The sequence below is a fragment of the Paenibacillus sp. FSL L8-0708 genome, assembly GCF_038009325.1.
Classification (GTDB): domain Bacteria; phylum Bacillota; class Bacilli; order Paenibacillales; family Paenibacillaceae; genus Paenibacillus_AQ; species Paenibacillus_AQ odorifer.
Genome location: NZ_JBBPBC010000001.1, coordinates 5,056,610 through 5,078,825, shown reverse-complemented (window position 1 = coordinate 5,078,825; position 22,216 = coordinate 5,056,610). Strand labels below are relative to the sequence as shown.

20 protein-coding genes are annotated in these 22,216 nt (G+C 42.0%); 14 read left to right on the top strand and 6 right to left on the bottom strand.

Features of this window, described 5'->3' with window-relative positions:
• Positions 1–605: 605 nt before the first annotated feature.
• Positions 606–2,225, bottom strand: a complete 1,620-nt coding sequence (locus tag NYE58_RS24275; RefSeq protein WP_341003218.1) for a cellulase family glycosylhydrolase — start codon at positions 2,223–2,225, stop codon at positions 606–608.
• Positions 2,226–2,623: 398 nt separating this feature from the next.
• On the opposite strand from NYE58_RS24275, the gene map reads away from it, so the two are divergent.
• Positions 2,624–3,370, top strand: a complete 747-nt coding sequence (gene map / locus NYE58_RS24270; protein WP_036685786.1) for a type I methionyl aminopeptidase — start codon at positions 2,624–2,626, stop codon at positions 3,368–3,370.
• A 54-nt stretch (positions 3,371–3,424) separates the two neighbouring features.
• On the opposite strand, the gene NYE58_RS24265 is transcribed toward map, so the two are convergent.
• The gene (locus NYE58_RS24265) at positions 3,425–3,829 is read right to left on the bottom strand and encodes a CBS domain-containing protein (RefSeq protein ID WP_038572361.1); all 405 of its coding nucleotides are present in this window, start codon (positions 3,827–3,829) and stop codon (positions 3,425–3,427) included.
• Positions 3,830–4,049: 220 nt separating this feature from the next.
• On the opposite strand from NYE58_RS24265, the gene NYE58_RS24260 reads away from it, so the two are divergent.
• The 6 genes from NYE58_RS24260 (at position 4,050) to NYE58_RS24235 (ending at position 9,897) form a co-directional block, all read left to right on the top strand.
• Positions 4,050–6,116, top strand: a complete 2,067-nt coding sequence (locus tag NYE58_RS24260; protein ID WP_341003216.1) for a methyl-accepting chemotaxis protein — start codon at positions 4,050–4,052, stop codon at positions 6,114–6,116.
• A gap of 638 nt (positions 6,117–6,754) precedes the next feature.
• Complete coding sequence (locus tag NYE58_RS24255) at positions 6,755–6,955, top strand: cold-shock protein (RefSeq protein WP_036685790.1); 201 nt, start codon at positions 6,755–6,757, stop codon at positions 6,953–6,955.
• A gap of 64 nt (positions 6,956–7,019) precedes the next feature.
• Positions 7,020–7,247 carry a hypothetical protein gene (locus NYE58_RS24250; protein WP_038572358.1) on the top strand — a complete coding sequence of 76 codons (228 nt, stop codon included), beginning with the start codon at positions 7,020–7,022 and terminating at the stop codon, positions 7,245–7,247.
• A 208-nt stretch (positions 7,248–7,455) separates the two neighbouring features.
• Positions 7,456–8,265: a GNAT family N-acetyltransferase gene (locus NYE58_RS24245; protein ID WP_341003214.1), complete on the top strand. Its 810-nt coding sequence runs from the start codon at positions 7,456–7,458 to the stop codon at positions 8,263–8,265.
• An 8-nt stretch (positions 8,266–8,273) separates the two neighbouring features.
• Complete coding sequence (locus NYE58_RS24240) at positions 8,274–9,377, top strand: LCP family protein (protein WP_081387120.1); 1,104 nt, start codon at positions 8,274–8,276, stop codon at positions 9,375–9,377.
• 37 nt (positions 9,378–9,414) lie between these two features.
• Positions 9,415–9,897 (top strand): DinB family protein, encoded by a 483-nt coding sequence (locus NYE58_RS24235; protein WP_179086982.1) that lies wholly within the window; start codon positions 9,415–9,417, stop codon positions 9,895–9,897.
• Here the strand turns inward: NYE58_RS24235 and NYE58_RS24230 are convergent.
• Positions 9,894–10,103, bottom strand: a complete 210-nt coding sequence (locus NYE58_RS24230; protein WP_036685800.1) for a hypothetical protein — start codon at positions 10,101–10,103, stop codon at positions 9,894–9,896. The two genes, NYE58_RS24235 and NYE58_RS24230, sit on opposite strands and share 4 nt — an antisense overlap.
• A 281-nt stretch (positions 10,104–10,384) precedes the next feature.
• On the opposite strand from NYE58_RS24230, the gene NYE58_RS24225 reads away from it, so the two are divergent.
• Positions 10,385–10,744 carry a hypothetical protein gene (locus NYE58_RS24225; RefSeq protein WP_036685802.1) on the top strand — a complete coding sequence of 120 codons (360 nt, stop codon included), beginning with the start codon at positions 10,385–10,387 and terminating at the stop codon, positions 10,742–10,744.
• Between the two features lie 43 nt (positions 10,745–10,787).
• Here NYE58_RS24225 and NYE58_RS24220 read toward each other — a convergent pair whose 3' ends face one another.
• On the bottom strand, positions 10,788–12,053 hold the full coding sequence (locus NYE58_RS24220) for a serine hydrolase domain-containing protein (protein WP_076276075.1): 1,266 nt from the start codon (positions 12,051–12,053) through the stop codon (positions 10,788–10,790).
• Between the two features lie 66 nt (positions 12,054–12,119).
• Here NYE58_RS24220 and NYE58_RS24215 point away from each other — a divergent pair, with 66 nt between their 5' ends.
• The 4 genes from NYE58_RS24215 to NYE58_RS24200 all read left to right on the top strand — a co-directional run bounded on the left by NYE58_RS24215 (position 12,120) and on the right by NYE58_RS24200 (position 17,358).
• Positions 12,120–12,803, top strand: coding sequence for a response regulator transcription factor (locus tag NYE58_RS24215; protein WP_076218474.1), 684 nt, complete (start codon positions 12,120–12,122; stop codon positions 12,801–12,803).
• Positions 12,804–12,805: 2 nt separating this feature from the next.
• Entirely contained in the window at positions 12,806–14,080 is a 1,275-nt protein-coding gene (locus NYE58_RS24210) for a HAMP domain-containing sensor histidine kinase (RefSeq protein WP_076218475.1), read from the top strand.
• Between the two features lie 159 nt (positions 14,081–14,239).
• Positions 14,240–15,013: an ABC transporter ATP-binding protein gene (locus tag NYE58_RS24205; RefSeq protein WP_341003209.1), complete on the top strand. Its 774-nt coding sequence runs from the start codon at positions 14,240–14,242 to the stop codon at positions 15,011–15,013.
• Positions 15,014–15,015: 2 nt separating this feature from the next.
• Positions 15,016–17,358 (top strand): ABC transporter permease, encoded by a 2,343-nt coding sequence (locus NYE58_RS24200; protein WP_341003207.1) that lies wholly within the window; start codon positions 15,016–15,018, stop codon positions 17,356–17,358.
• 64 nt (positions 17,359–17,422) lie between these two features.
• On the opposite strand, the gene NYE58_RS24195 is transcribed toward NYE58_RS24200, so the two are convergent.
• On the bottom strand, positions 17,423–17,851 hold the full coding sequence (locus tag NYE58_RS24195; RefSeq protein WP_076183122.1) for a VOC family protein: 429 nt from the start codon (positions 17,849–17,851) through the stop codon (positions 17,423–17,425).
• Between the two features lie 408 nt (positions 17,852–18,259).
• Between NYE58_RS24195 and NYE58_RS24190 the strand changes: the two genes are divergently transcribed.
• On the top strand, positions 18,260–20,953 hold the full coding sequence (locus NYE58_RS24190) for a glycoside hydrolase family 6 protein (RefSeq protein WP_081387400.1): 2,694 nt from the start codon (positions 18,260–18,262) through the stop codon (positions 20,951–20,953).
• 58 nt (positions 20,954–21,011) lie between these two features.
• On the opposite strand, the gene NYE58_RS24185 is transcribed toward NYE58_RS24190, so the two are convergent.
• Positions 21,012–21,407 (bottom strand): DUF2871 domain-containing protein, encoded by a 396-nt coding sequence (locus NYE58_RS24185; protein WP_076129897.1) that lies wholly within the window; start codon positions 21,405–21,407, stop codon positions 21,012–21,014.
• Between the two features lie 186 nt (positions 21,408–21,593).
• Here NYE58_RS24185 and NYE58_RS24180 point away from each other — a divergent pair, with 186 nt between their 5' ends.
• On the top strand, positions 21,594–22,148 hold the full coding sequence (locus tag NYE58_RS24180) for a GNAT family N-acetyltransferase (protein WP_081387401.1): 555 nt from the start codon (positions 21,594–21,596) through the stop codon (positions 22,146–22,148).
• Positions 22,149–22,216: the final 68 nt, after the last annotated feature.

Genomic DNA, 22,216 nt, shown 5'->3' with positions numbered 1-22,216 from the left:
CTGAGTCCGAAAATCACGACAAAAGCGCTCCAAAGGTAAAGAACGGCAGATGAGCGCAGACGAGCGGCAGTAGACTAACATCAGAGTAGCAAAAGGGTCATATTAGATAGTGGGACAGAGTGATATTAGCGCAGTAGGAGCAATTGTAGAGTAATACGCAGAACAGCAGGAGCAATAGTGAAGTAACGCAGAACAGCCAAACAAAAGAGCAGTAACCGACTAGCGGCACAATAAACGATCAGCAGTAGACTAACATCAGAGTGGTGAAAGGGTCGAATTAAATCGATAGTAAAATAACATTAGATGGTGAAAGAGTAAAATTAGATTAGCTCAGCAGTAGCAATAGTGGAGTAGTACGCAGAACAGCCAAATAAAAGAGAAGCAACCGACTAGCGGAACAATAGACGATCGACAGTAGACTAACATCAAAGTAGTAACATTCCGGGAGCAGGCTAACAGCAGTAGATCACCGTTGACTGACAAATCTAGCAACAGCCTTCATTTGATCTACAATAATCTAGTAAGATCCCAACATCTGCGCTACAACAGATTCAATTTAAAAACCAGCAAGTCTCCAATTCCGGGAGGCTCGCTGGTTTATGTGTTTAAGGAGCGATACCGGAGATCAGTACATCGTTTTGATACAGGGTTACTTTGTTCCAAGTGCTGAAGGAAACTTTGGTTGGATCGAACGAATAGTCATTTGCTTCATTGAAGTTAGACCAGTCGCTTTTGTGCACGCGTAATTGGATTTCTCCTGACTGCCCACCGGCAGGTATGGAGCCCGCGCTAGCATTGAAAGTAAGCTCAACGTAAGAGTCGGCGTTCGTCCCACTTGTGGACCCGAGGGCAACCGATATATTAGAAGCACCGACCTGCGCCCAATCGATTACTCCATTGAGAGAGGCACTTCCATCTTTAGTAAAGTAATAACGAATTTTCAGTCCATTTAAATTGACTGCCGTTGTTCCGTTGTTATAGATGTTGAAGTAGGGCTTGATTGAGTTATCAGTAGCATTGGTATCTGCTGCACGGTAGTAAAGTGCCAGATTACTGGATGGCGAGCCGGTAGGAGTGGCTGTAGGTGTTACTGTAGCTGTTGGCGTAGGTATTGGTGTTGGTGTTGGCGTAGGTGTAGGTGTAGGTGTTGGCGTAGGTGTAGCTGTTGGTGTAGGTGTTGGTGTAGTGCCACCATCCGGCACAGGTTGGTAACCAGGTGTTGTGTAAATTTTATTAAGCACGGAGGTTGCTAAGGTTCCGTTTGCTCCATTAACGACTGTATTTCCCCAGTTGCTGAGTGTTCCTGCTGGACCGCTGGCTAGATCCAGATATTCAACGCCTCCGCCATTACCATACCAGGACCAGGCGAGCCAGCCCACCTTTTTTTCCTTCGTGTAGCTCATAATGGTGTCTTCATCGACATCTCCACCCGTGTGCTTGTCACCGAATTCGCCGATAATCACAGGGGCTCCAATAGCCAAGGCACTATCGATATTACTCTTGACTGTAGCAGCATTACCTCCAGCATATTCGTACATATGAATTGAGAAAATAGTGTTTTTTAAGGTATCTGAATTAAATACAGCCTGACCACTAGTGAAAATAGATTGTGGGTATTGACCCCATCCCGCTGCATCTACAACTAAAGTGTTCTTAATGCCCGCATTTCTTAACGAAGGAATTGCTGCTTGGTATCCACTGGCCCATGTTGCAGTGTTCCAAGAACCGTACCATTCATTAGCAATATTCACAATGACACGATCTTCTTTACCGATCAAAGCATCCTTGATGCTGATCCAATAGTTTACTGCAGCGTTAAGGTCAGAGGTGTTGTCTGAGCCCGTAGCATCATGCACTTCCAGCATGGCAATCATTTTATACTGATCACAAAGCTTAAGAATATTTTGGACATCAGCTAAAGTATCGAGAGACCACTTGCTGCCATTAGAAAGTACAATTCTGACGGTATTGGAGCCAGTCGCTGCGATGGCCGGTATTGCAGTAGCCAGATCGTTTTTGTACCAAGTGTGTGCATGATTCACCCCACGCATTACAAAAGGACTGCCAGTAGCATCGTATAAAGTGGTACCGCTTACATAAAAACCTTTAACAGAAGTGTTCGCAGCCGCTGCCTGCTGTTGAGGTAAAGAAATAGAAAGAGTAAGGATACTAATTAATACTAACAAACTGATTTTCCGGAACGAAAAATGCTTTCTGAATTTCATCAACATTTCCTCCTTAATCAAATAGGGTTGCTTCTTTGATTATGCGTATCCTCCAGGTGGTTGCAGTAAATGCACTCAATTACAGGCATGTATCACCTCCTCAGTTATTTTGAATATAACATATAAAGGAATTTTTAGGAATAATAAATAATTTAACGATAACAATAACTTTATGTTTTATTAGATAGATAAGAGAAATTACTGATAAGGCACTCGTCTTTCATCTAACATTTTCATAAAAATGATGTTATTTTTAGATTCAGCAAGGAAAATATAATTTTTTTTGCCTAATGATTTGGATTTCTCGCGATTTTCTTTCATAATATAAAGGGTAAACTAAATACAAAAGAAGAACCGTTGCCCGAGAGCGATGTGTTCTGTACAGAAGAGGCGATATTATGATTATCATGAAAACGATGGAAGAGATCGAAAAAATGCGTGCGGCGGGAAAAATTCTCGCTGAATGTCATCGTCAAATTGCGCAAATTTTGCAGCCTGGTATTACGACCTGGGAAATTGATGAATTTGCAGAAAAATTTATATTGTCTCAAGGAGCTACTCCTGAGCAAAAAGGATATAATGGGTACCCGTACGCAACCTGTGCATCTGTAAATGATGTAATATGCCACGGATTCCCGAAAAAAGAGCCGCTAAAAGACGGGGATATCGTAACCATTGACATGGTTGTTAACTTAAACGGCTGGTTGGCAGATTCGGCCTGGTCTTACGGGATTGGCAATATTAGTGAACAGGCGACCAAACTTCTAGACACTACTAAGGAATCTTTATTCCGTGGAATCGAGCAGGCGGTTGCAGGCAACCGTATTGGCGATGTTGCGCATGCCATCCAAGTTTATGCAGAGTCTAACGGGTTTTCTGTAGTGCGTGATTTTATTGGCCACGGGATCGGTTCAGAAATGCATGAAGCTCCGGAAGTGCCTCACTATGGTCCAGCAGGGAGAGGGCCTCGTCTTAAAGAGGGGATGGTATTTACCATTGAGCCCATGCTGAACACAGGCAGTTACAGAACAAAAATTGATGCGGATGGTTGGACTGCGCGTACCATTGACGGCGGATTGTCAGCACAATATGAGCATACCTTAGCGATTACCCCACAAGGAACGATTATCCTGACTGAACTGTAATTTTGATGAAAAATAAAATGACCAGTCTCCGTAATGGAGATTGGTCATTTTTTATTAATCTGTAATGTTGCGAGTGTAATATTCAATGATATCTTTTCTCCTAATAATTCCAACAAATACACCCTCATTATCAATCACAGGAACGAAATTCTGATCCGCAGCGAGCGTCAGCATATCCTCCATTTCTGCATTAATGAGAACACTTTCGTTATGAACATGCTTTTGGATGTCGCTTACTGGAACTTCCCCTATATTGTCAAAGGTTAAATCTGCTGTGTTTTTCAGCTTCCACAATAGATCACCCTCCGAAAGTGTTCCTACATATTTTCCTTCATTATCAATAATAGGGATAGCCGTGTAATGGTGCTGTTCTAATTGTTCTAAGGCTTCCAGCATGGATAGTGAGTTAGTGATATAGGCGACTTGATCTTTTGGCAACAAAAAAGAGGATATTTCCATCGGCATGAACTCCTTTGTATTATGTTATTTTTTGATTAGGCTACTTTTATTTAAACATACTTTTGGAATGGATAGAATTTTAAATTTTCACCCCTTGAATTATAGGTAATAAGTCCTATTGAATAGAGGTCGTATTTTGTCGATTAAAGATATATTATCCTAGAGTGGAGTTGTTCAGATGGCATTGTATCGAAGGCTTTCATTAACGTTTAAATTTGTTATGGTGGTAAGTTTAGTAATTATTGTGATCTTTTTCTTTAGTTTAGTCGCAAACCTGGCTAATCTGCGTAGTGTGAGCATATCCAACGGTGAACTTCAGGCAGAGGTCGCAGGAAAAAGTTATGCGGAGACCATTCAGAATAGAATGATAGACATTCAGTCGACGGGTGAAGCGCTCGCTGAAGTACTCCTTGAATCAAGAGAACGTCAAACCTTGGACCGTGAAGATGTTGTTTCTACAATGAAAACTATGCTTGAGCACAGACCAGAAATTTTTGGGATGAGCATATTATGGGAACCCAATGCTTTTGATCAGAACGATCAGGCTAATATAAATAAGATGCCATATGATGATGGTACGGGGCGTTTTATTCCTTATGTCTTTAGAAATCAAGGTGCAATAAAGGTTGAACCCTTAAAGAATTATGATGTAGAAGGTGCGGGTGATTATTACCTTTTACCAAAAAAAGAGAAAAAACCGGTATATATTGAACCCTACTCCTATGAGACGACTGGTGGAGCTATAGAGATGATTTCGGTCATGCTGCCAATTTTGGATAAAACGGGTGCATTTCTGGGGACTGTAGGGTTCGATGTTTCGTTAACCCAATTGCAGGAAGAAGCCGTTAACTATAAACCTCTGGGAGGTTATGTTTCTTTAATCACTGGTAATGGCAAATATGCAGCCAACCCAAATGATCCTCAAAGTGTACTCAAAGAATTCGGTGATACAGAAGATAAAACAGTACTGTGGAAGCGTGTGAAGAATGGGGAGGCCAAACTGGGATACACGATAAATTCCAAGGGAGAAGACGTGCTGCGGACTTTTGTTCCGATACCAATGCCTGGAAGTGACCAGGTCTGGTACACACAGACAGCGATCTCTAAGGATGTTATCATGGCTGATTATGAACAAGCTAAAACAGAATTTTTTATCATTATGATTATTGGGATTTTGATTTTAGCTGTTATTGTTGGTCTTCAACTATGGTTGATGGTAGTTAAACCGCTTCGCTTGTTATCTGAGAAATTGCAGCTGATGTCTCAGGGGGATTTGACTCAAACCCTGCAGGTTCGAAATGATGATGAATTCGGCAAAATGGCTACACATTTTAATCATATGACCCATAAGCTTCGAGAAATGTTTGGACTTGTCGCTGATCTATCAATGTCCGTCGGAGCTACCTCTGAAGAGCTGACAGCTAACGCTGAGCAGACTGGGAAAGCTGCTGAACAAATTGCTGTGGCAATCGGACGAGTAGCCGAAGGAGCGCAGCTGCAGAATGATTATGCGGGTGATTCTTCAATGGCGATGAGCGAGCTGAATGTTGGAGTGCAACGGATTGCTGACTCTTCGTCATCGGTATCTGCATCTGCAGATGAAGTTACCGATCAGACGAAAAAGGGCAGTGCCCAGCTGCAAATGGCAGTGAATCAAATGTCGGAGTTAAAGCTGTCTGTAGATGAGACGAGTCTGGCGATTGAACGTTTAGGCGAACGATCTGCTCAGATCAGCGGGATTATCGGCTTGATTTCGAACATAAGTAAACAGACCAATCTGTTGGCACTAAATGCGGCTATTGAGGCGTCCAGAGTGGGTGAACATGGCCGAGGTTTTGCGGTGGTGGCCTCAGAAATTCGCATGCTGGCAGATCAGACTAAAAAAGCTGCCGAACAAGTTACTGCTTTGGTTGAAGATGTGGTGCAAGATACTAATCAAGCTTCACAAGCGATGGCTGTCGGCAATGAAAAAGTAATTCTTGGTGTGCAGAGTGTATCTGATAGTGATCTTTTATTTACGTCGATTCTGACAGAGATGACACAGGTAACCGATCAGATCCAAGAGGTCTCAGCAGCTGCACAGCAGATGACCGCGGGAACGGAGCAAATTTCAGTTACCGTTAAACAATTAGCCGATCTTGCTTCGGAAGCTTCCTCTGACTCCCAAAGTGTGGCAGCAGCCTCTGAGGAGCAGCTTGCTTCTATGGAAGAGATCTCAGCCTCGTCGGAGTCACTCAGCTCAATGGTGCAAGACCTGTTGGATAAATTATCTTACTTTAAAATTTAGATTCCCTTTTCAAATATAGAGAAGGGCTGGCACCTAAAACTATGAAAATGACTGCTGTGTCGAAAGCACATGTTTAGTCACTGGAAAATACGCTTAGTAACCTGCTAACGGACACAGTGGTCCTTAAACGTACGATTATCCGATATTTGGAATGTTATCGGACTCCAGTGCAGCTATTGGCCTGAAAAATGCTTATTATGAGCCTCTTTCCAAGGAATAGCGTCACTGGAGTCCGAAATCTAGCGGTAAAGAATAAAAACATGTAAATAACGTCTACCGAGTCCGAAAGCCCCGTAGGATAATGAATGTGTAGTCGCAGCAGGCCGCGAATGACCAAAAATCGCTGTTTTGTTGATTTTAGGATTTTGAAAGTGAGGAGGTCAGTCTCCGCTCGTAGAATCACTTATGGCACAGCTCCTTCTTTCTTCCCATTTTCTTCATAATGCAGAAGAGTATCTATTTGGTGTTAGCTGTGTTATAATCAATCTATCGAAAGTATTTACCTGGCGAATTCACATAGCGTAGAGGGTTATTCTTTAGACGTTAATAACCTTGTACCATATGTGAATTTTTATTTTTTTAGAGATTTTTTGAGGATAAGAATAACATGTAAATAAAAATAAGGTGGTAATTATATTATGCAAACAGGAACAGTGAAATGGTTTAACGCAGACAAAGGTTTTGGTTTTATCGAGGTTGAAGGTGGAGAAGATGTATTCGTACATTTCAGCGCAATTACTGGTGACGGATTCAAGTCCCTGGATGAAGGACAACGTGTAGAATTTAACGTGGTTCAAGGTAATCGTGGTCAACAAGCTGAGAATGTTGTAAAACTGTAAGTAGTAAAATGAATCCCCAAACGTATCGTTTGGGGATTTTTTTATAGAAAGGTGGCGGATGTAAATGCAGGTGTTTGAAGACTGGAATTTAAAAGTTAAGAAAACCTTTAACGCTACAAGTAACAAGGAAGTATTGACGGTGTCTGAAGCGGGAAGCTTGCTCGGGCTGTCTAAAGACCAAATGAAAAGTTATGTAGATCAGCATAAGTTGACTAAAGTTCCGATCATGAGAAGTGTCGTCAGATATCTTTTACTGAAGAGTGAGATCGATATGATTGTGAAAAAAACCTAAGATCATCATTAATAAATAGGGTAGACCAATCCTTGATAGGATATGGTCTTTTTTTGTCTCACAAATTTCTTATAAATAGAAACTTATCGACCCTAAGATCGTCTATAATAATGGGATATTTTAGGTAACAGTGTCATCCAGCAAAAAAATATCCTCACATACTGGTGGTTATCTATCAAAACATTACGTGAGATCTAAGGAGAAAATTATGAAACGACTAGAGCGTAAAGATTATTACAAAGCTATTGAGCCTTTAGGAAAAGTGAAAATAAATACGATGTTTGCTGAGTCCGTGGTTAAACAAGTCATACCTGGCAGCGTATATGTTGACGATATCGTTAACCCGCGTGCTTTTTACATTGCTCACCCTTGTGGAATGTCTTTATTAATTGGAGAGTCGGATAATGAAGAGTTTAAGCGCGATCTTTTTGATTACATAACCAATAAAAATATGATTCGGCATCATCAAGAGTTGCTGCAGGCTGATCCAGCGGGAGGCTGGCCGGAAGTTATCGCTTATTGGAGTGAACAGGAAATGCTCCATAGAAATACAAGGGTCAACTTCAGCTTTAACCGCGAGAAATATCTGAAACAGAAAGCTTCTTATCTTAGCCAAGACCTTGAAGTGGTGCGAATGAACAAAGAACGGTTTTTGGCGGCAACAGGAGGTGTCAATCCTAAGGCGTTTTGGAGGAATGAAGAGCAATTTATTGCTGAGGGGCTGGGCTTCAATATTCTTGACGCTGGGGAAATTGCCTCTACGGCATTTTCGGGTTTTGTTAATGAGCATCAACTGGAAATTGGCATAGAAACCTCAGAAGCACATCGGGGGAAGGGCTATGCCTACGCGGTCTGTTCAGCCTTAATAGAATACTGTCTAGAACATCAGCTTGAGCCGGTGTGGGCGTGTCGTCTGGATAACCAGGGTTCTTTCAACTTAGCGCATAGATTAGGCTTTGAGACAACCTACATGATTCCCTATTATCGGCTGGTAGAATCCGTCATCAGGAAGGGTTAAGGATCCGAATGAAAAATAAACAGACTACCCATTCAGCTTCTTCATTTTCTTTAAGTAGAATTGAGAAAAAAAAGGTGAAGAAGAAAACTAAGACCAGCAAGAAAAAAAAGATCTGGTTATTTACGCTTGCTATCGTACTTATTGCTGGGCTAGGATCTTATGTTTTTCGTAAAGAACTGCTGATTTTCGGATTTAATAATGTTGTGGCTCCGACTATTGAACACACGCTTGATGGATCATACGTTCCTTTAGAAAATAATGAAAACGCTGAAGCTCCCGGATTACAGCCAACGGCGGATAACAAGGATCGTCCATTTTCTATCCTCCTATTGGGTACTGATCAGCGGGGAAAAGAGAACGGGCTTTCTGATTCGATTATATATACTGTGATCCGGCCAGTTGATCATAAAGTATTGTTCGTGTCGATCCCTCGTGATTCCTATGCAGAAATTATCGGAGCGGAAAAGGTTAAAGGAGCTAGGAAAGAAACCAAGATTAATGCAGCTCATTCCTATGGCGGTCCTCAGATGAGTGTAGACACCGTTAAAAATTTATTAAACGCGCCTATCGAATATTACGCTACTATTAATTTTAACGGTCTTGTGGGCGTTACAGATGCTCTAGGGGGTGTTGAACTTCCGATTACCAAGGTGATTGAGAACAAGAGCCCGGATCATGAGAAATTAAGAATTGAACCGAACAAACCGATTTATTCTGGCGCTGAAGCATTAATGTATGTAAGATACCGCGAGGATTCTGATTTTAAACGAACGGAGCGGCAGCGGATCTTTTTGAAATCTGCGCTTGAACGGATGAAGAGAGTAGATAATATCCTTAATATACAGAAAATCATCGAAATAGCAGGCAGTAATTTCCAAACCAATATGAAGTCAGACTTTATTCTTGATTTGGCGAAAAGAGTAATTCTTGAAGGGGGTACTCCTGAGATCACAAGCCATATGTTGCAGGGTGAGGGCAGACGGAAGGATCAATGGTATTACATGCTTGACGAAAATGATGTGAAGCGTACCCATGAGTTGATTGAGATTTGGCTGAATCCTGACTCTACCGATACGGATCTGGCCGCAGCTTCTGCGGATGACGCAGCATAGATGTTGTGACTGAATTATTTTATTTTTCATGTGGAGGTTGATCTCTCTGGCTGCAAAAACAAATGAGCAAATGTTACTCGAATTTAAGTCCCTCATCCCGTTCGTAGAATCTTTAGGTGAAGTATCAGACAAACATTGGAATCAGCCTATTGCAGCTGGTAAATGGACTTTAAAGGATATCATCTGTCATCTCATGTTATGGGATAAATATTTTTATGAAGGTGCGATTAAGAAAATAATTCTCCGGGAACCGATCACAACCAAGCATTTGGATTTTAACGAGTTTAATGCTAACGCTGTAGAATATGCTAAATTATTATCTGAACAAACATTAATTGAACAATTTGTACGTTATAGAACTAAAATCATAGATGCAGCTGTAGGCTTAACGGAAGATGAATTCAATCATGAATATAAGGATGGAGATCGCAAAAAATTCAGCGTTCGCAAGTACTTGAGAAGTTTTATCCCACATGATAAGCATCATAAAAAACAGATTGAGCAGTTCTTAAAACCTTAAACCTTGGCGCGATTTTGAACTAACTTCATGGATTGGCGTATGAGGATAGGACCAAACATGCTTCCGGCAGAGGCGGCAATTAAGGAATGGAAGGGGAATTTTATAGCAAAATAAAAGACCCATCCAGCAACAATATCAATAAGGATGAACTTCTTGATCTCGGATAATGGTATGGTCACGAAGACAATGGATTGTTTGTTTCTCACAGCAATGACCTCCTAATTTTAAGAAAACATCTTATAAATCCACTGTTCATTCTATTTTGGAACTAAGATGTCCCATTCCGTCTAAATCTACAATCGAATCGTAAAAAAAAGGAAGTATGCCTTGCGGATTTTTTTTCGCAAAGTGTACTTCCTTTTTTGTATGTGAGGATATTATCTGACTAATATTTGGCAGGGTATGGAAAGTCACAGAAGATATATTCAATCACTAGTACAATGTAAGCGTTGTCTTTTATGAAAATATATCCTAAAGGAGCTAAGCTATGAGAGTGAAGAGACTATCTTTTAACCAGCTTGTGTTTATCTGTTTAGGTTTTCAATACTTGTTAATGCGTTTGTTCTCTGCCGGCGAGGCGATCGTTATCACATCGATAGAGCTAGTAATATATATTGTTTATACTGTCGCCACCCTTGCCGGATTGTTTCTCCGGAGCAGACGAATTGATAGTGAAGCTGTATCTGGGTTGTCGTCGTTATTTTTCAGCGTGTTATGGACGGTGTCTTTGTTCTCACAATTTCGGAAAGAAAGTTATCCAAATGCTTTAACAATCATTAATTCGCTGGGAGTGTCTTCAGCGGTAATCGTGATGCTCACGCAATTTATAATTTTGGCCAAGGCTTAGGCCTTAGCTGAAAAAAGGCGGGTGCCCAGTAGCTATTTTATGGCTATTGCGGCACTCGTTTGTTTTTTTTCATCCCCAGAAATGAAAGCTCACCCTGTTCATTTCGTTTAAATTCAAATTCACTGTCATGCTTGGTATGATGGAATCTTGTTTCTGAGATAGGATAGAACGGTGTAACCTCTTCATCATTCCAGACAAAATAATAGTCCTGGCCCCTACGCTCCACGCTCGCTTTGCAGCCAAATCCCTCATAGGTCCCCATATATTCAGCATACATGCTATCATCAAGTGGAAAGGCTCGCGGGAATATCGGCATTTCGGCAGGCTCACCGAATACTAATCCAGATAGAGATTCCGTTAACTTGGTAATGGGGACACAATCATAATTGGTCAACATGATGACGGTTGTCTGCTCTTCTGGATATCTGTGCATTTCACTTCGGAAGCCGCGATAAGCGCCACCGTGATACATTCTTTTGCGATCATAACGTTCGTCCAAGAACCAACCAAATCGATATTTGAGATTACTTGAATGAAAAGCCATCTCCAGAGTATCGTGAGACACTAATTGATCGGAGTATAAAGCTTGATCCCACAGGAAAAGATCAGCAGCCGTCGAATACATGGCACCCGCTGACAGGATAGAGCTCATATGTATGTATTCACCCTGAGTATACTCTCCCCATGAGGAATGATAAGGTGAGGCTAATTTTGAAATGATTTGCTGATTGTTATAAACTCCTGTATTTACCATGCCAAGAGGCTGTAATATAAAAGTAGTGATATAATCTTCAAATGTCATGCCAGTAATCTTTTCAATGATCATTCCTAATAAATAATAACCCGAATTATTATAGGAAAACGATGTGCCGGGCATAAATGCAGGCGGTTGACTCACAAATAGCTGTAACATCTCCAAGGGAGTCAGCTTCAGTTTATTTAATTTTTGATTATATTCGGGTAGAGAAGTGTAGTTGGCTATACCCGAGGTATGTCCCAGCAGATGAAGGATGGTCATCCCCTCGAATGCATGCTGTTCAGGAAGATATTTTAAGATCGGATCTTCCAGTCGCAGACGTTTTTGTTCTTTTAGCATCAGAATCGCCATGCCAGTGAATGACTTGGTTAGCGACCAGATCCGGAATTTGGTATCTATAGCGTTCGGGACCTGATGTTCAAGATTCGCATACCCATATGCTTTTTGTAGCTTGATTTCTCCATGCTGAGCTATCAAGACTGTGCCGCTCAATGGCCAGCTTTGTTCGTATTTATCTAAAAATTGCTCCAGACGCTGGGATTGTTTATCCACAGGTAACCCCTCCTTAAAGGCATATTCTAACATAATACTAAATTCTGTTGAAGCGGAGAGAAATCCATGAGATATGATTGTTTAATTATTGATGATGAAACTGAACTTGCGGAGACCACCTGCGAATATTTTAATTTGTTCGATGTTCAAACCGCGTTTGTTACAAGCGCTGATGCCTGTCGAAGCTTTTTACGTGAGCATCAGGTCTCAATGTTACTGCTTGATATTAATTTAGGCGGTGAATCCGGCTTCCAGTTATGCAAAGAGCTGCGTCAGACGTTGGGGATTCCCATCTTGTTTATTAGTGCCCGCTCTAGTGAAGATGATGTATTGATTGCTCTTGATATCGGAGGAGATGACTATATTCATAAGCCGTATACCCTGCGAGTGCTGCTCGCAAAAGTGAAGGCGGTGCTTAAACGCCACAATAACGAAGTTATAGCGGAGGCAGCTATCCTCCAAGCCGGCCCTATCCAGATAGACCCCGAACTTAGGAGGGCAAGCCTTAATGGCGTAGCTCTCAAGCTGAAAACGATGGAATATAAATTGCTCAGCTATTTGATTCAGCAGAAAAATAGGGTAATCCCCAAAGAGGAGTTATTTACAGAGGTATGGGGAGATGTTTTTGCGGGGGATGGCACCTTAAATGTACATATCCGTCATCTACGTGAGAAGATTGAGCAGAATCCTAATGATCCTCAGTACATCCGTACAGTATGGGGCATCGGTTATGCTTTTGAGGACAAATAGTTATGACAAAAAAACTGCTGTTGGCCCTTCTGCTTACTATATTTGCCGCAAGTTTAGCGCTCACCTTCCTAATTCTTAATTTGCAGGTGGAGACAGGAACAGATAGAGTGGCGATCAATACCATTGTGAAGCTCACGGAACAGAACTGGGACAAGCTTGATCCGAAGCTGTACAAGGAAAGTCCTTATGAATTTGCCATTATAGATACCACGGGAGTACTTAAATATCAGACGGGAAATGTGATTTCCGTTACTGTTAACGAAGCCATCAATAATCGGGATACTCTAGTGGACGTTTTTGTTCAGGATAAGATGGTGGGGAAGGTGATTATTAATAATGATTACCGTGCGATCTTTATACATATGAAAAAACAATTTATACAAGTTTCTATTGTGATGCTGCTTCTGCTTACAGTTCTAGGCGTTCTCTATATTTGGTTCCTGAATCGATCGGTTCTCCGTCCGTTCCGCAAAATGCAGCAATTCGCGAAGCATATCGCGAGAGGTGATCTGGAAGTGCCGCTGGAGATGGATCGTAATCATCTGTTTGGTGCTTTTACCGAAAGCTTTGATATGATGCGGGAAGAGCTTGCAGCGGCTAGACACAGCGAATATTTGGCGAATAAAAGTAAAAAGGAACTGGTTGCTAGTCTCAGTCATGACATTAAAACACCCGTTGCTTCGTTAAAGGCGATCACGGAACTGATGTTATTAAGCGCAAGGGATGAGAAGACCGGCAGACAGCTTAACACTTTGTACTCCAAAGCAGATCAGATTGATCGTCTGGTGACTGATATGTTCCATTCGACCTTGGAGGAACTAAATGAACTTAAAGTCAGCTTAACGGAAGAGCAAAGCCACCTGCTGATCCAAATTATAAATAATGTGAATTTCTATGAACGGATTTCAGCAGCATCTGTGCCTGACTGTCTCATTACGGTGGACCCCTTGCGGTTGCAGCAGGTGATCGATAATGTTGTGAATAATTCCTACAAATATGCCTATACAGACACACCCATAGATATTAAGTTCGAGATCACGGATCATTATCTGGAGGTAGATATTCTGGACTATGGTCCCGGGGTTCCTGAAGAGGAGCTGCCTTTAGTATTCAATAAATTTTTTCGGGGCAGTCTGGCCGTGAGCCAGAATGGTGCAGGTCTAGGCCTGTACATTTCCCGTTATATGATGCAAAAAATGCAAGGCGACATTCTGTGCTCCAATCGGGAGGACGGATTTACAGTTAAACTGCTAATTCCTTTAGCAGGACAGAATTAAGAATTAGCTAAGGATTGCACAAAGACATGTTAAGAACATTTAACGTACGATAAGGTTGCAATTACGAATGAGCTTGTGATTGCAGCCATTATATTTCGCGTAGAGCTATGATTTTTTTTAGCGCAATTAATGAGCATGAATGTAAATGGAGTGTTCAACATGAGCGAAGTGAATAATAAAGTGCTGATGCAGACTAATAAGCTTGGAAAAACCTTCTCCCATGGAGGAACTCAGCAGCATGTTTTGAAAAATCTGGATCTGACCTTATATCATGGTGATTTTACGATTATCATGGGCAGCTCTGGTTCTGGTAAATCAACACTGCTGTATGCCATTTCGGGTATGGATAAGCCAACACTTGGAGAGGTTCTATTTGAAGGTCAGGATATCACAGCCATGAGTAATGATCAGCTTGCGATATTCCGGCGGAAGAATTGTGGGTTCGTGTTTCAGCAGATTCATCTGCTGGATACGATGAGTGTCCTCGACAATGTATTATCAAGTGCTTTTCTTGTACAAAAGGATAGAGCAGGGGCTGTAAAAAAAGCCAAAAAGCTACTCTCTGATGTAGGTCTGGATGACTCTGTCTGGGGCAAGTTTCCGGCGCAAATCTCAGGTGGCGAAGCTCAGCGGGCGGGGATTATCCGGGCATTGATCAACAGTCCAAAAGCGGTTTTCGCCGATGAGCCGACGGGTGCGTTAAATAGTTCAGCAGGAATAGGTGTACTGCGCGTCCTTACTGAGGTGAATAGACAAGGGCAAAGTATAATTATGGTTACTCATGATCTTAGAACCGCGTTGCGTGGAAATCGGATATTGTATTTGCGGGATGGAGTCATCGTGGGAGATTTGCGTCTTACCCCTTATAGCGAAGATAACGGACCTGAACGGCAGCAGCAATTACAGTCCTTTCTAACCGAATTGGGGTGGTAGGGATGAGCAGCCTAATAGGAAAATTAGCTTGGTCCAATATTCGTAAAAGAAAAAGTGCTACGGTTACGCTCTTCATTCTTATCATGATAGCTGTGCTGCTGCTGAACATTGGTCTTACGGTCATTTTGAAGCTCAATTCCTTCCAGCAAGAAAAAATGACTGAATTAAGGACTCCAGAAATAAGTGCATATTTTCCAAAAGATGATTATCTAGAAGAGTATGAGGAGCTTGTGGATAGTTATTCATATACAGAATCCTGGGAGAATGAAGCAGCAATTCTGTTAGCAGATGCTAAAATGAAGTACGGACAAACGGACACTACGGTAGCTTTTATAATTCTTAACATGGATACACCGCGGACCAAGGGACTGTTCAAGACAACGACTCCACTAGGATCTAAGGATGCGGATATGATCTATCTGCCTTATTTGTTCCATGTTGGATCGGGGTATAACCTTGGGGATACTTTTACTTTTGTATACGATAATAACTCATTTTCTTATACCATAGGTGGCTTTATTGAGGAGCCGTTGCTAGGGACGTTAACTAATGGAGCTTTAAAAGTATTTTTGAATGATGAAGGTTATAAACAGTTGGGGGAACGTCTTGGAACTGAAGCTCAGTACAGCTTTCTATCAGCAAATTTAACCGATCCTTCAAAGGATGTAAAGCTGGAGCAAATGCTTAGTGAGCGGATTTTCGCCTCAGGAAGTACGGATCAATTTCAAGTCATGCGGGCAGAGGTTGGGCTCGAAGGGAACCGTGTTTTTGTTAATCTTTTAGCAGCCATTTTAATCGTATTTGCACTGATTATGGTTCTAATCTCGCTTATTGTCATCAGGTTTCAAATATTGGGGCATATTGAAGACAATTTAACGAACATCGGTATTTTAAAAGCTAACGGCTATACTTCATGGCAGATTAAAAATGCGCTTCTGCTACAGTTCACCTCTGTTTCCATCATTGCAGCTATACCGGGAGGCGGGTTATCTGGGCTGGTTATGCCGTTGGTAGGGAATATGATTTCGTCTTCAATCGGACTTCTGTGGCCAATATCCTTTGAAGGGGTCAGTGCAGTGCTTAGTTTGGTTATTGTCTCTGGACTAGTGCTACTTGTTACCTATCTGTCGAGCCGGCGAATTCGGAACATTACTCCGATTACAGCTCTGCAGAGCGGAATCCTCACTCACAATTTCAAGCGGAACCCAATTCCACTCGAAACATCCCGGATGAATCTGCAATTCAGCTTAAGCCTTAAAGCTTTAGTAAGGCAGGCGAAACAGAATATGATGATCGTATTGATCGTTGCCGGATTAACCTTTTCTAGTATTTTTTGCTCTATATTGAATTTCAACTTTAAGGGAGATACCTCCGCCGTTATAGAACTGGTAGGTATAGAACGCAGCGACTTTTTGTTATTGCCGAAAAACGGTGACCTACAGCAGGGGAAGTTTACAGAATTAGAAGCCATGCCAGGGGTTGAAAAGTTGACTGTATTGGATAGCATGGTCGCTTCGATTAAAAACACCAGCTTTATGCTCCGGGTATCTGACGATTATAGCAAGCTGGAGACACAAACCATATACAAAGGGCGAGAGCCAATTTATGATAATGAAATTGTGATTTCCGGTGTTATTGCAAAGTTGGAAAATTCAGAAATAGGGGACGAGGTCCCGATCACTTTTAATGGTGTGACGGAGAATTATTTGGTTACTGGCTTAAGCCAGCAGATTAGCCAACTTGGAATGGTGGCGAGTATGACCGGTGATGGAATGAGAAGACTTCAACCGGAGTACACCCCTCTGTCCATCAATGTGTATCTGAAAGAGGGGGGAGATGCGCAAGCTTTTGTGAAGGATCTGGAAGCACGCTTCCCTAAGCAATGGAACATTACTAACATTCGAGAAACGGTTGATAGTACGCTCAGTACATTCACTGCCGCAGTATCTTCTATGACAGCAGTCATCACTGTGGTGACGATTATAGTAGTCAGTCTGATTTTGTATTTAGTGATTAAGACTTTGATTCTGAAGCGAAAACGTGAGTTCGGCATTCTTAAAGGAATGGGTTATACCACTTTTAATCTGATGACGCAGATTACCTTTAGTCTGTTTCCGGTGATTGTGGTGGGAGTAGCTTTGGGGAGCATAGGGGGGTATTTTTTCTCAGACTCAGCGTTTGTACTATTGCTCTCGAGTTTAGGGATTTATAATGTCCAACTGGCGGTTAGTTTGCCTCAAGTATTGCTATTGTGTGCAGCCATTCTAGTAGTCGCTTATGCGGTGTCTATGCTTGTTGCCCGGCGAATTCGGAAGGTTAGTGTGTACGATTTGATTATGGACTAATTTAAGCGAAAAACAAAAAAACAACGAGCAGGAGGTTAGTTACTCCATGCCCGTTGTTTTTTTATTACATATTTATTCGTCCGTCATCATAATTGAATTGCCAGTCGATGCCGAATTTATCTTTTAGACTACCATAACAAGAGCTCCAGAAGGTTTCTTGCAGTTCCATAACTACTTTACCGCCCTCTTGAAGCTTATCGAAATATTTCTTTATGTTATCTAAATCCTTACTAACTACGGAAAGACTAATATTGTTTCCTTCGATAAAAGGCATACCTGGAAAAACATCAGAAAACATTACATTACTGCCTTCGATATTCAAGCGGGTGTGCATAACCAAATCTTTAGCTTCCTCAGGAAGAGTGAAATTGGGATCGGGTGGTGTTTCACCAAAGGTCATGATTTGTGGACGTTCAGTGCCAAACACCTCTGCGTAAAACTCTGCTGCGTCACGACAATTCCCATTGAAATTAAGATAAACATCGATAGACATTTTTTTCACTCCTTAAAGGTTTGTTAGCGTTACTTTGAAAATACTTAAAATTCAAAATACCTTGTCACTTCCACATTGTATCATTTACCAGTTTATAAACAAATATTCTTATAGTCTCATTATTAAACTTTTATTTCATCTACTATCTTCTAATTAAAAATAGGATATGGTAGTATTCAAGAAAAGGGATAATTTTCTATAAATTAAATAAAATTATATTTATGTTAAATAGTTAGAGGATTTAGGCTCTTGTTAGATTTTTAAAACGGAGGGGAGGTGATGATGAGTGCGGGTAAGGCATAGAGGAGGTGACCATTCTTTAAAGGAGTGAATACTGCAATTGTAGCATCGCGTGGCTATTAATAAATTATTTACGAATTTATTTAATTGTCGAAAGGAGAATAATAAATGACAAAAGCACTAAGGAAGCAAATGTTGTTATTGCTTACGATCATGGCTTTAGTTATCACCGGATATGCTCCTTCTACCACGTATGCCAGTGAGGCGCATGTTGACAATCCGTTTGTAGGAGCTACAGCATATGTTAATCCTGATTATGCCGCACTGATTGATACCTCTATTGCTCAGGTTACCGATAGTACTTTAGTTTCCAAGATGGAGACCATTAAAAAATATCCGACAGCCGTATGGCTGGATCGAATTGCTGCAATTTATGGCGGGACAGAAAACGGAGGCAGAAAAAGTCTTGAGGAAACATTAGATTCCGTACTCGCGCAAAAGCAACCCAACACGCCGATTACAGCCACATTTGTAATTTATGATATGCCAGGGCGGGATTGCCACGCTTTGGCCTCCAATGGCGAGCTGCCACTGACGGCAGCGGGTTTGACAACCTACAAATCAGATTATGTTGACGTAATCGCCAGTATTTTTGCAAAGCCCAAATATAGTGACATTCGTATAGTGACTATCGTAGAGCCGGATTCGCTTCCGAATCTAGTTACCAATCTCAGCACACCACAGTGTGCTCAAGCTAACTCCACGAATATTTACCGTGATGCTACACGTTACACTTTAAATGCTCTCCATGCCATTCCAAATGTGTATACTTACATGGATATTGGTCACTCCGGCTGGCTCGGATGGGATACTAACCGTGGCCCCGCTATAGACCTCTTTACTTCGGTTGTGTCAGGCACTACAGCTGGACTTGCTAGTGTCGATGGATTCATTACGAATACAGCCAATACCACTCCACTAGTAGAACCTAATCTTCCAGATCCGAATCTTACGATAGGCAGCCAGCAGCTTCGTTCTGCAAGTTATTATGAATGGAATCCGTATTTTGATGAAGCCGATTTCACAGCAGCTTTGTATTCAGGTTTTGTAGCAAAAGGTTGGCCTTCCACGATCGGCTTCCTTATTGATACTTCCCGTAACGGGTGGGGAGGACCTAATCGTCCGACTAGTGCAAGCGGAACAACCGTTAACGCTTATGCGGATTCCGGTCGGATTGATAAACGTCTCCATCGCGGCAATTGGTGTAATGCCAGCGGTGCCGGAATTGGAGAAGTTCCACAAGCAGCACCCGCAGGTTATGCAGCCTCACATTTGGATGCATTCGTCTGGGTGAAACCTCCGGGAGAATCTGATGGCTCCAGCAGTGCCATTCCAAATAATGAGGGCAAGGGCTTTGACAGAATGTGTGATCCGACTTATACCAGCTCAAGCGGCACACTGACCGGTGCATTACCTAATGCGCCTGTATCAGGCCACTGGTTCCATGATCAATTTGTTCAGCTGGTACAGAATGCTTACCCTGTAATTCCTCTGAGTAACGGAGGGGGCACTGTAGTTCCTGCGGCACCCACTAATTTGGTAGCGACAGCGGGAGATGCAAAAGTAAGCCTGAGCTGGACGGCATCCAGCAGTGCGACTAGTTACACCGTAAAACGAGCGGCCACAAGCGGAGGGCCGTACACAACTGTAGCAACCGGGCTAACGACAACGAGCTACACCAACACAGGCTTAACGAACGGAACAACCTATTACTATGTTGTAAGCGCAACCAATAGTGTAGGAGAAAGTGTGAATTCGGGACAAGCGAATGCGACCCCAGCGGCGGTGGCGACTGTTCCGACGGCACCCACTAACTTGGTAGCGACAGCGGGAGATGCGAAAGTAAGCCTGAGCTGGAGCGCATCCAATGGTGCGACTAGCTACACTGTGAAAAGTGCAACCACAAGCGGAGGCCCGTACACTACTGTAGCAGCAGGGCTAACGACCACGAGCTACACTAACACCGCCCTAACGAACGGAACAACTTATTACTATGTTGTAAGCGCAACCAATAGTGTGGGAGAGAGTGCGGATTCTACACAAGCGAGTGCGGCTCCAGCAGCAGTGGCGACTGTTCCCGCGGCGCCAACCAATTTGGTAGCGACAGCAGGAGATGCAAAAGTAAACCTGAGCTGGAGTGCATCCAGTGGTGCGACTAGTTACACTGTGAAAAGTGCAACCACAAGCGGAGGGCCTTATACCACTGTAGCAACAGGGCTAACGGCAACGAGCTACATTAACACGGGCTTAACGAACGGAACAACCTATTACTATGTTGTAAGCGCAACCAATAGTACAGGAGAGAGTGTGAATTCGGCACAAGCGAGTGCTGTTCCACAAGTTCCGGCAGCAATTAGTCTGACGTTGCAGTATCGGGCGGGAGATACTAATGCGACAGACAATCAGATCAAACCTTATTTTAATATTAAAAATAACGGCACAACCCCAGTGAACTTAAGCGATCTTAAAATCCGTTATTATTTCACTAAAGATAGTAATCAGACGTTAAATGGCACAATTGATTGGGCACAGATCGGCAATAATAATGTTCAAGTCGCCTTTGCAGACTACACTGGCACGAATGCAGACACTTACGTTGAACTTTCGTTTGCTTCTTCGTCTGGTTCCATTCCAGCTGGAGGCCAGTCCGGAGATATTCAACTCAGAATATATAAATCAGATTGGACTAATTTTAACGAAGTCAATGACTACTCCTTTGATGCTACTAAAACTGCTTATACTAACTGGGATAAAGTGACGCTTTATCAGAATGATGCTCTCGTATGGGGGATTGCTCCGTAACGGAAAGCAGGGGATAATTAAAAGAGCCGCTGGAGTGATCCAGGCGGCTCTTTCTGTATTATTTAATTCGTTTACCGAGTAGCACAAGCAGCCAGATGATTCCAGCCCCAACAATGGCGTGACCAAGTCCCGCAATATGGGGCAGGAAGCTAATATCACTGCCGTTAATTTGCAGCATTCCACGTGTAGCCATTGCACCAATCGTGATTAGAAGACCAATGTTATAGACAATGTACCATGCACCAAAAGATTTAGCCTCATGGATATTAAATAACTTGTCTAAGATCATAGCAATAATAAAGAAAAAGAATCCTAAGACTAGAATGTGAGTGTGAAGCGCAACTAATATAGTATCTCCTGTGAAATCATTCATTTTAGTAATTTCGCGATAGGCCACTCCGGCTATCAAACCAAGAATTGCATAGAAAAAAGACGTGTAATACAATTTTTTCATAAGAATATCTCCTTTGTAGTTATCGTTATGATTGAAGTGTATCAAGCAATTAAGAACGCAATATGAACAAATGATTACAAGGTGAAAAAAATCACTAGTTTATAAAATACATTATATCCTAAAGGAAGTTTCACTTTCCACGACGAACTGTACTACTAGAGAAATGAGAGGAGACTTAAGGAAAATATGATCGATAACGTTGAAGGATTTCCTGTGCTCGAAACAGACCGCTTTATTTTGAGAAGAATTACACTGGATGATGCTAAAGAAATATATAATTATTTTTCAAAAGATGAAGTGACCCAGTATTATGATCTGGATAGCTTTACCGATATACAGCAAGCGATCAACCTTATCGAAAGATGGGATGAACGTTTCAAAGGCAAACAAAGCATTCGCTGGGGAATAGCCAGGCGTGAGGATAATATAATGATTGGTTCGTGCGGATATCATAACTGGGCGCACAGAAATTTCAAAGCAGAGATTGGGTATGAATTATCTCCACTTTATTGGCGGCAGGGTGTGATGACGGAAGTCCTGACAGCTATTATTGCGTATGGCTTTGAGCATATGAAGCTCCATCGAATTGAGGCGCTTTATGATCCGGCTAATATTGCCTCCAAGAAGTCTCTTTTGAAAGCGGGCTTTAAGTATGAGGGATTGTTGCGCGAATCTTTTTTTGAAAAAGGTAGATTTGTAGATGCGGAGATTTGCTCTTTGTTAGCTTCCGATACGAACTAAGAAGTATAAAATTAAAAAATGCGAGTTAACCATAATGCGAGAGGACGTATTATGGTTTTTTGTTTGTG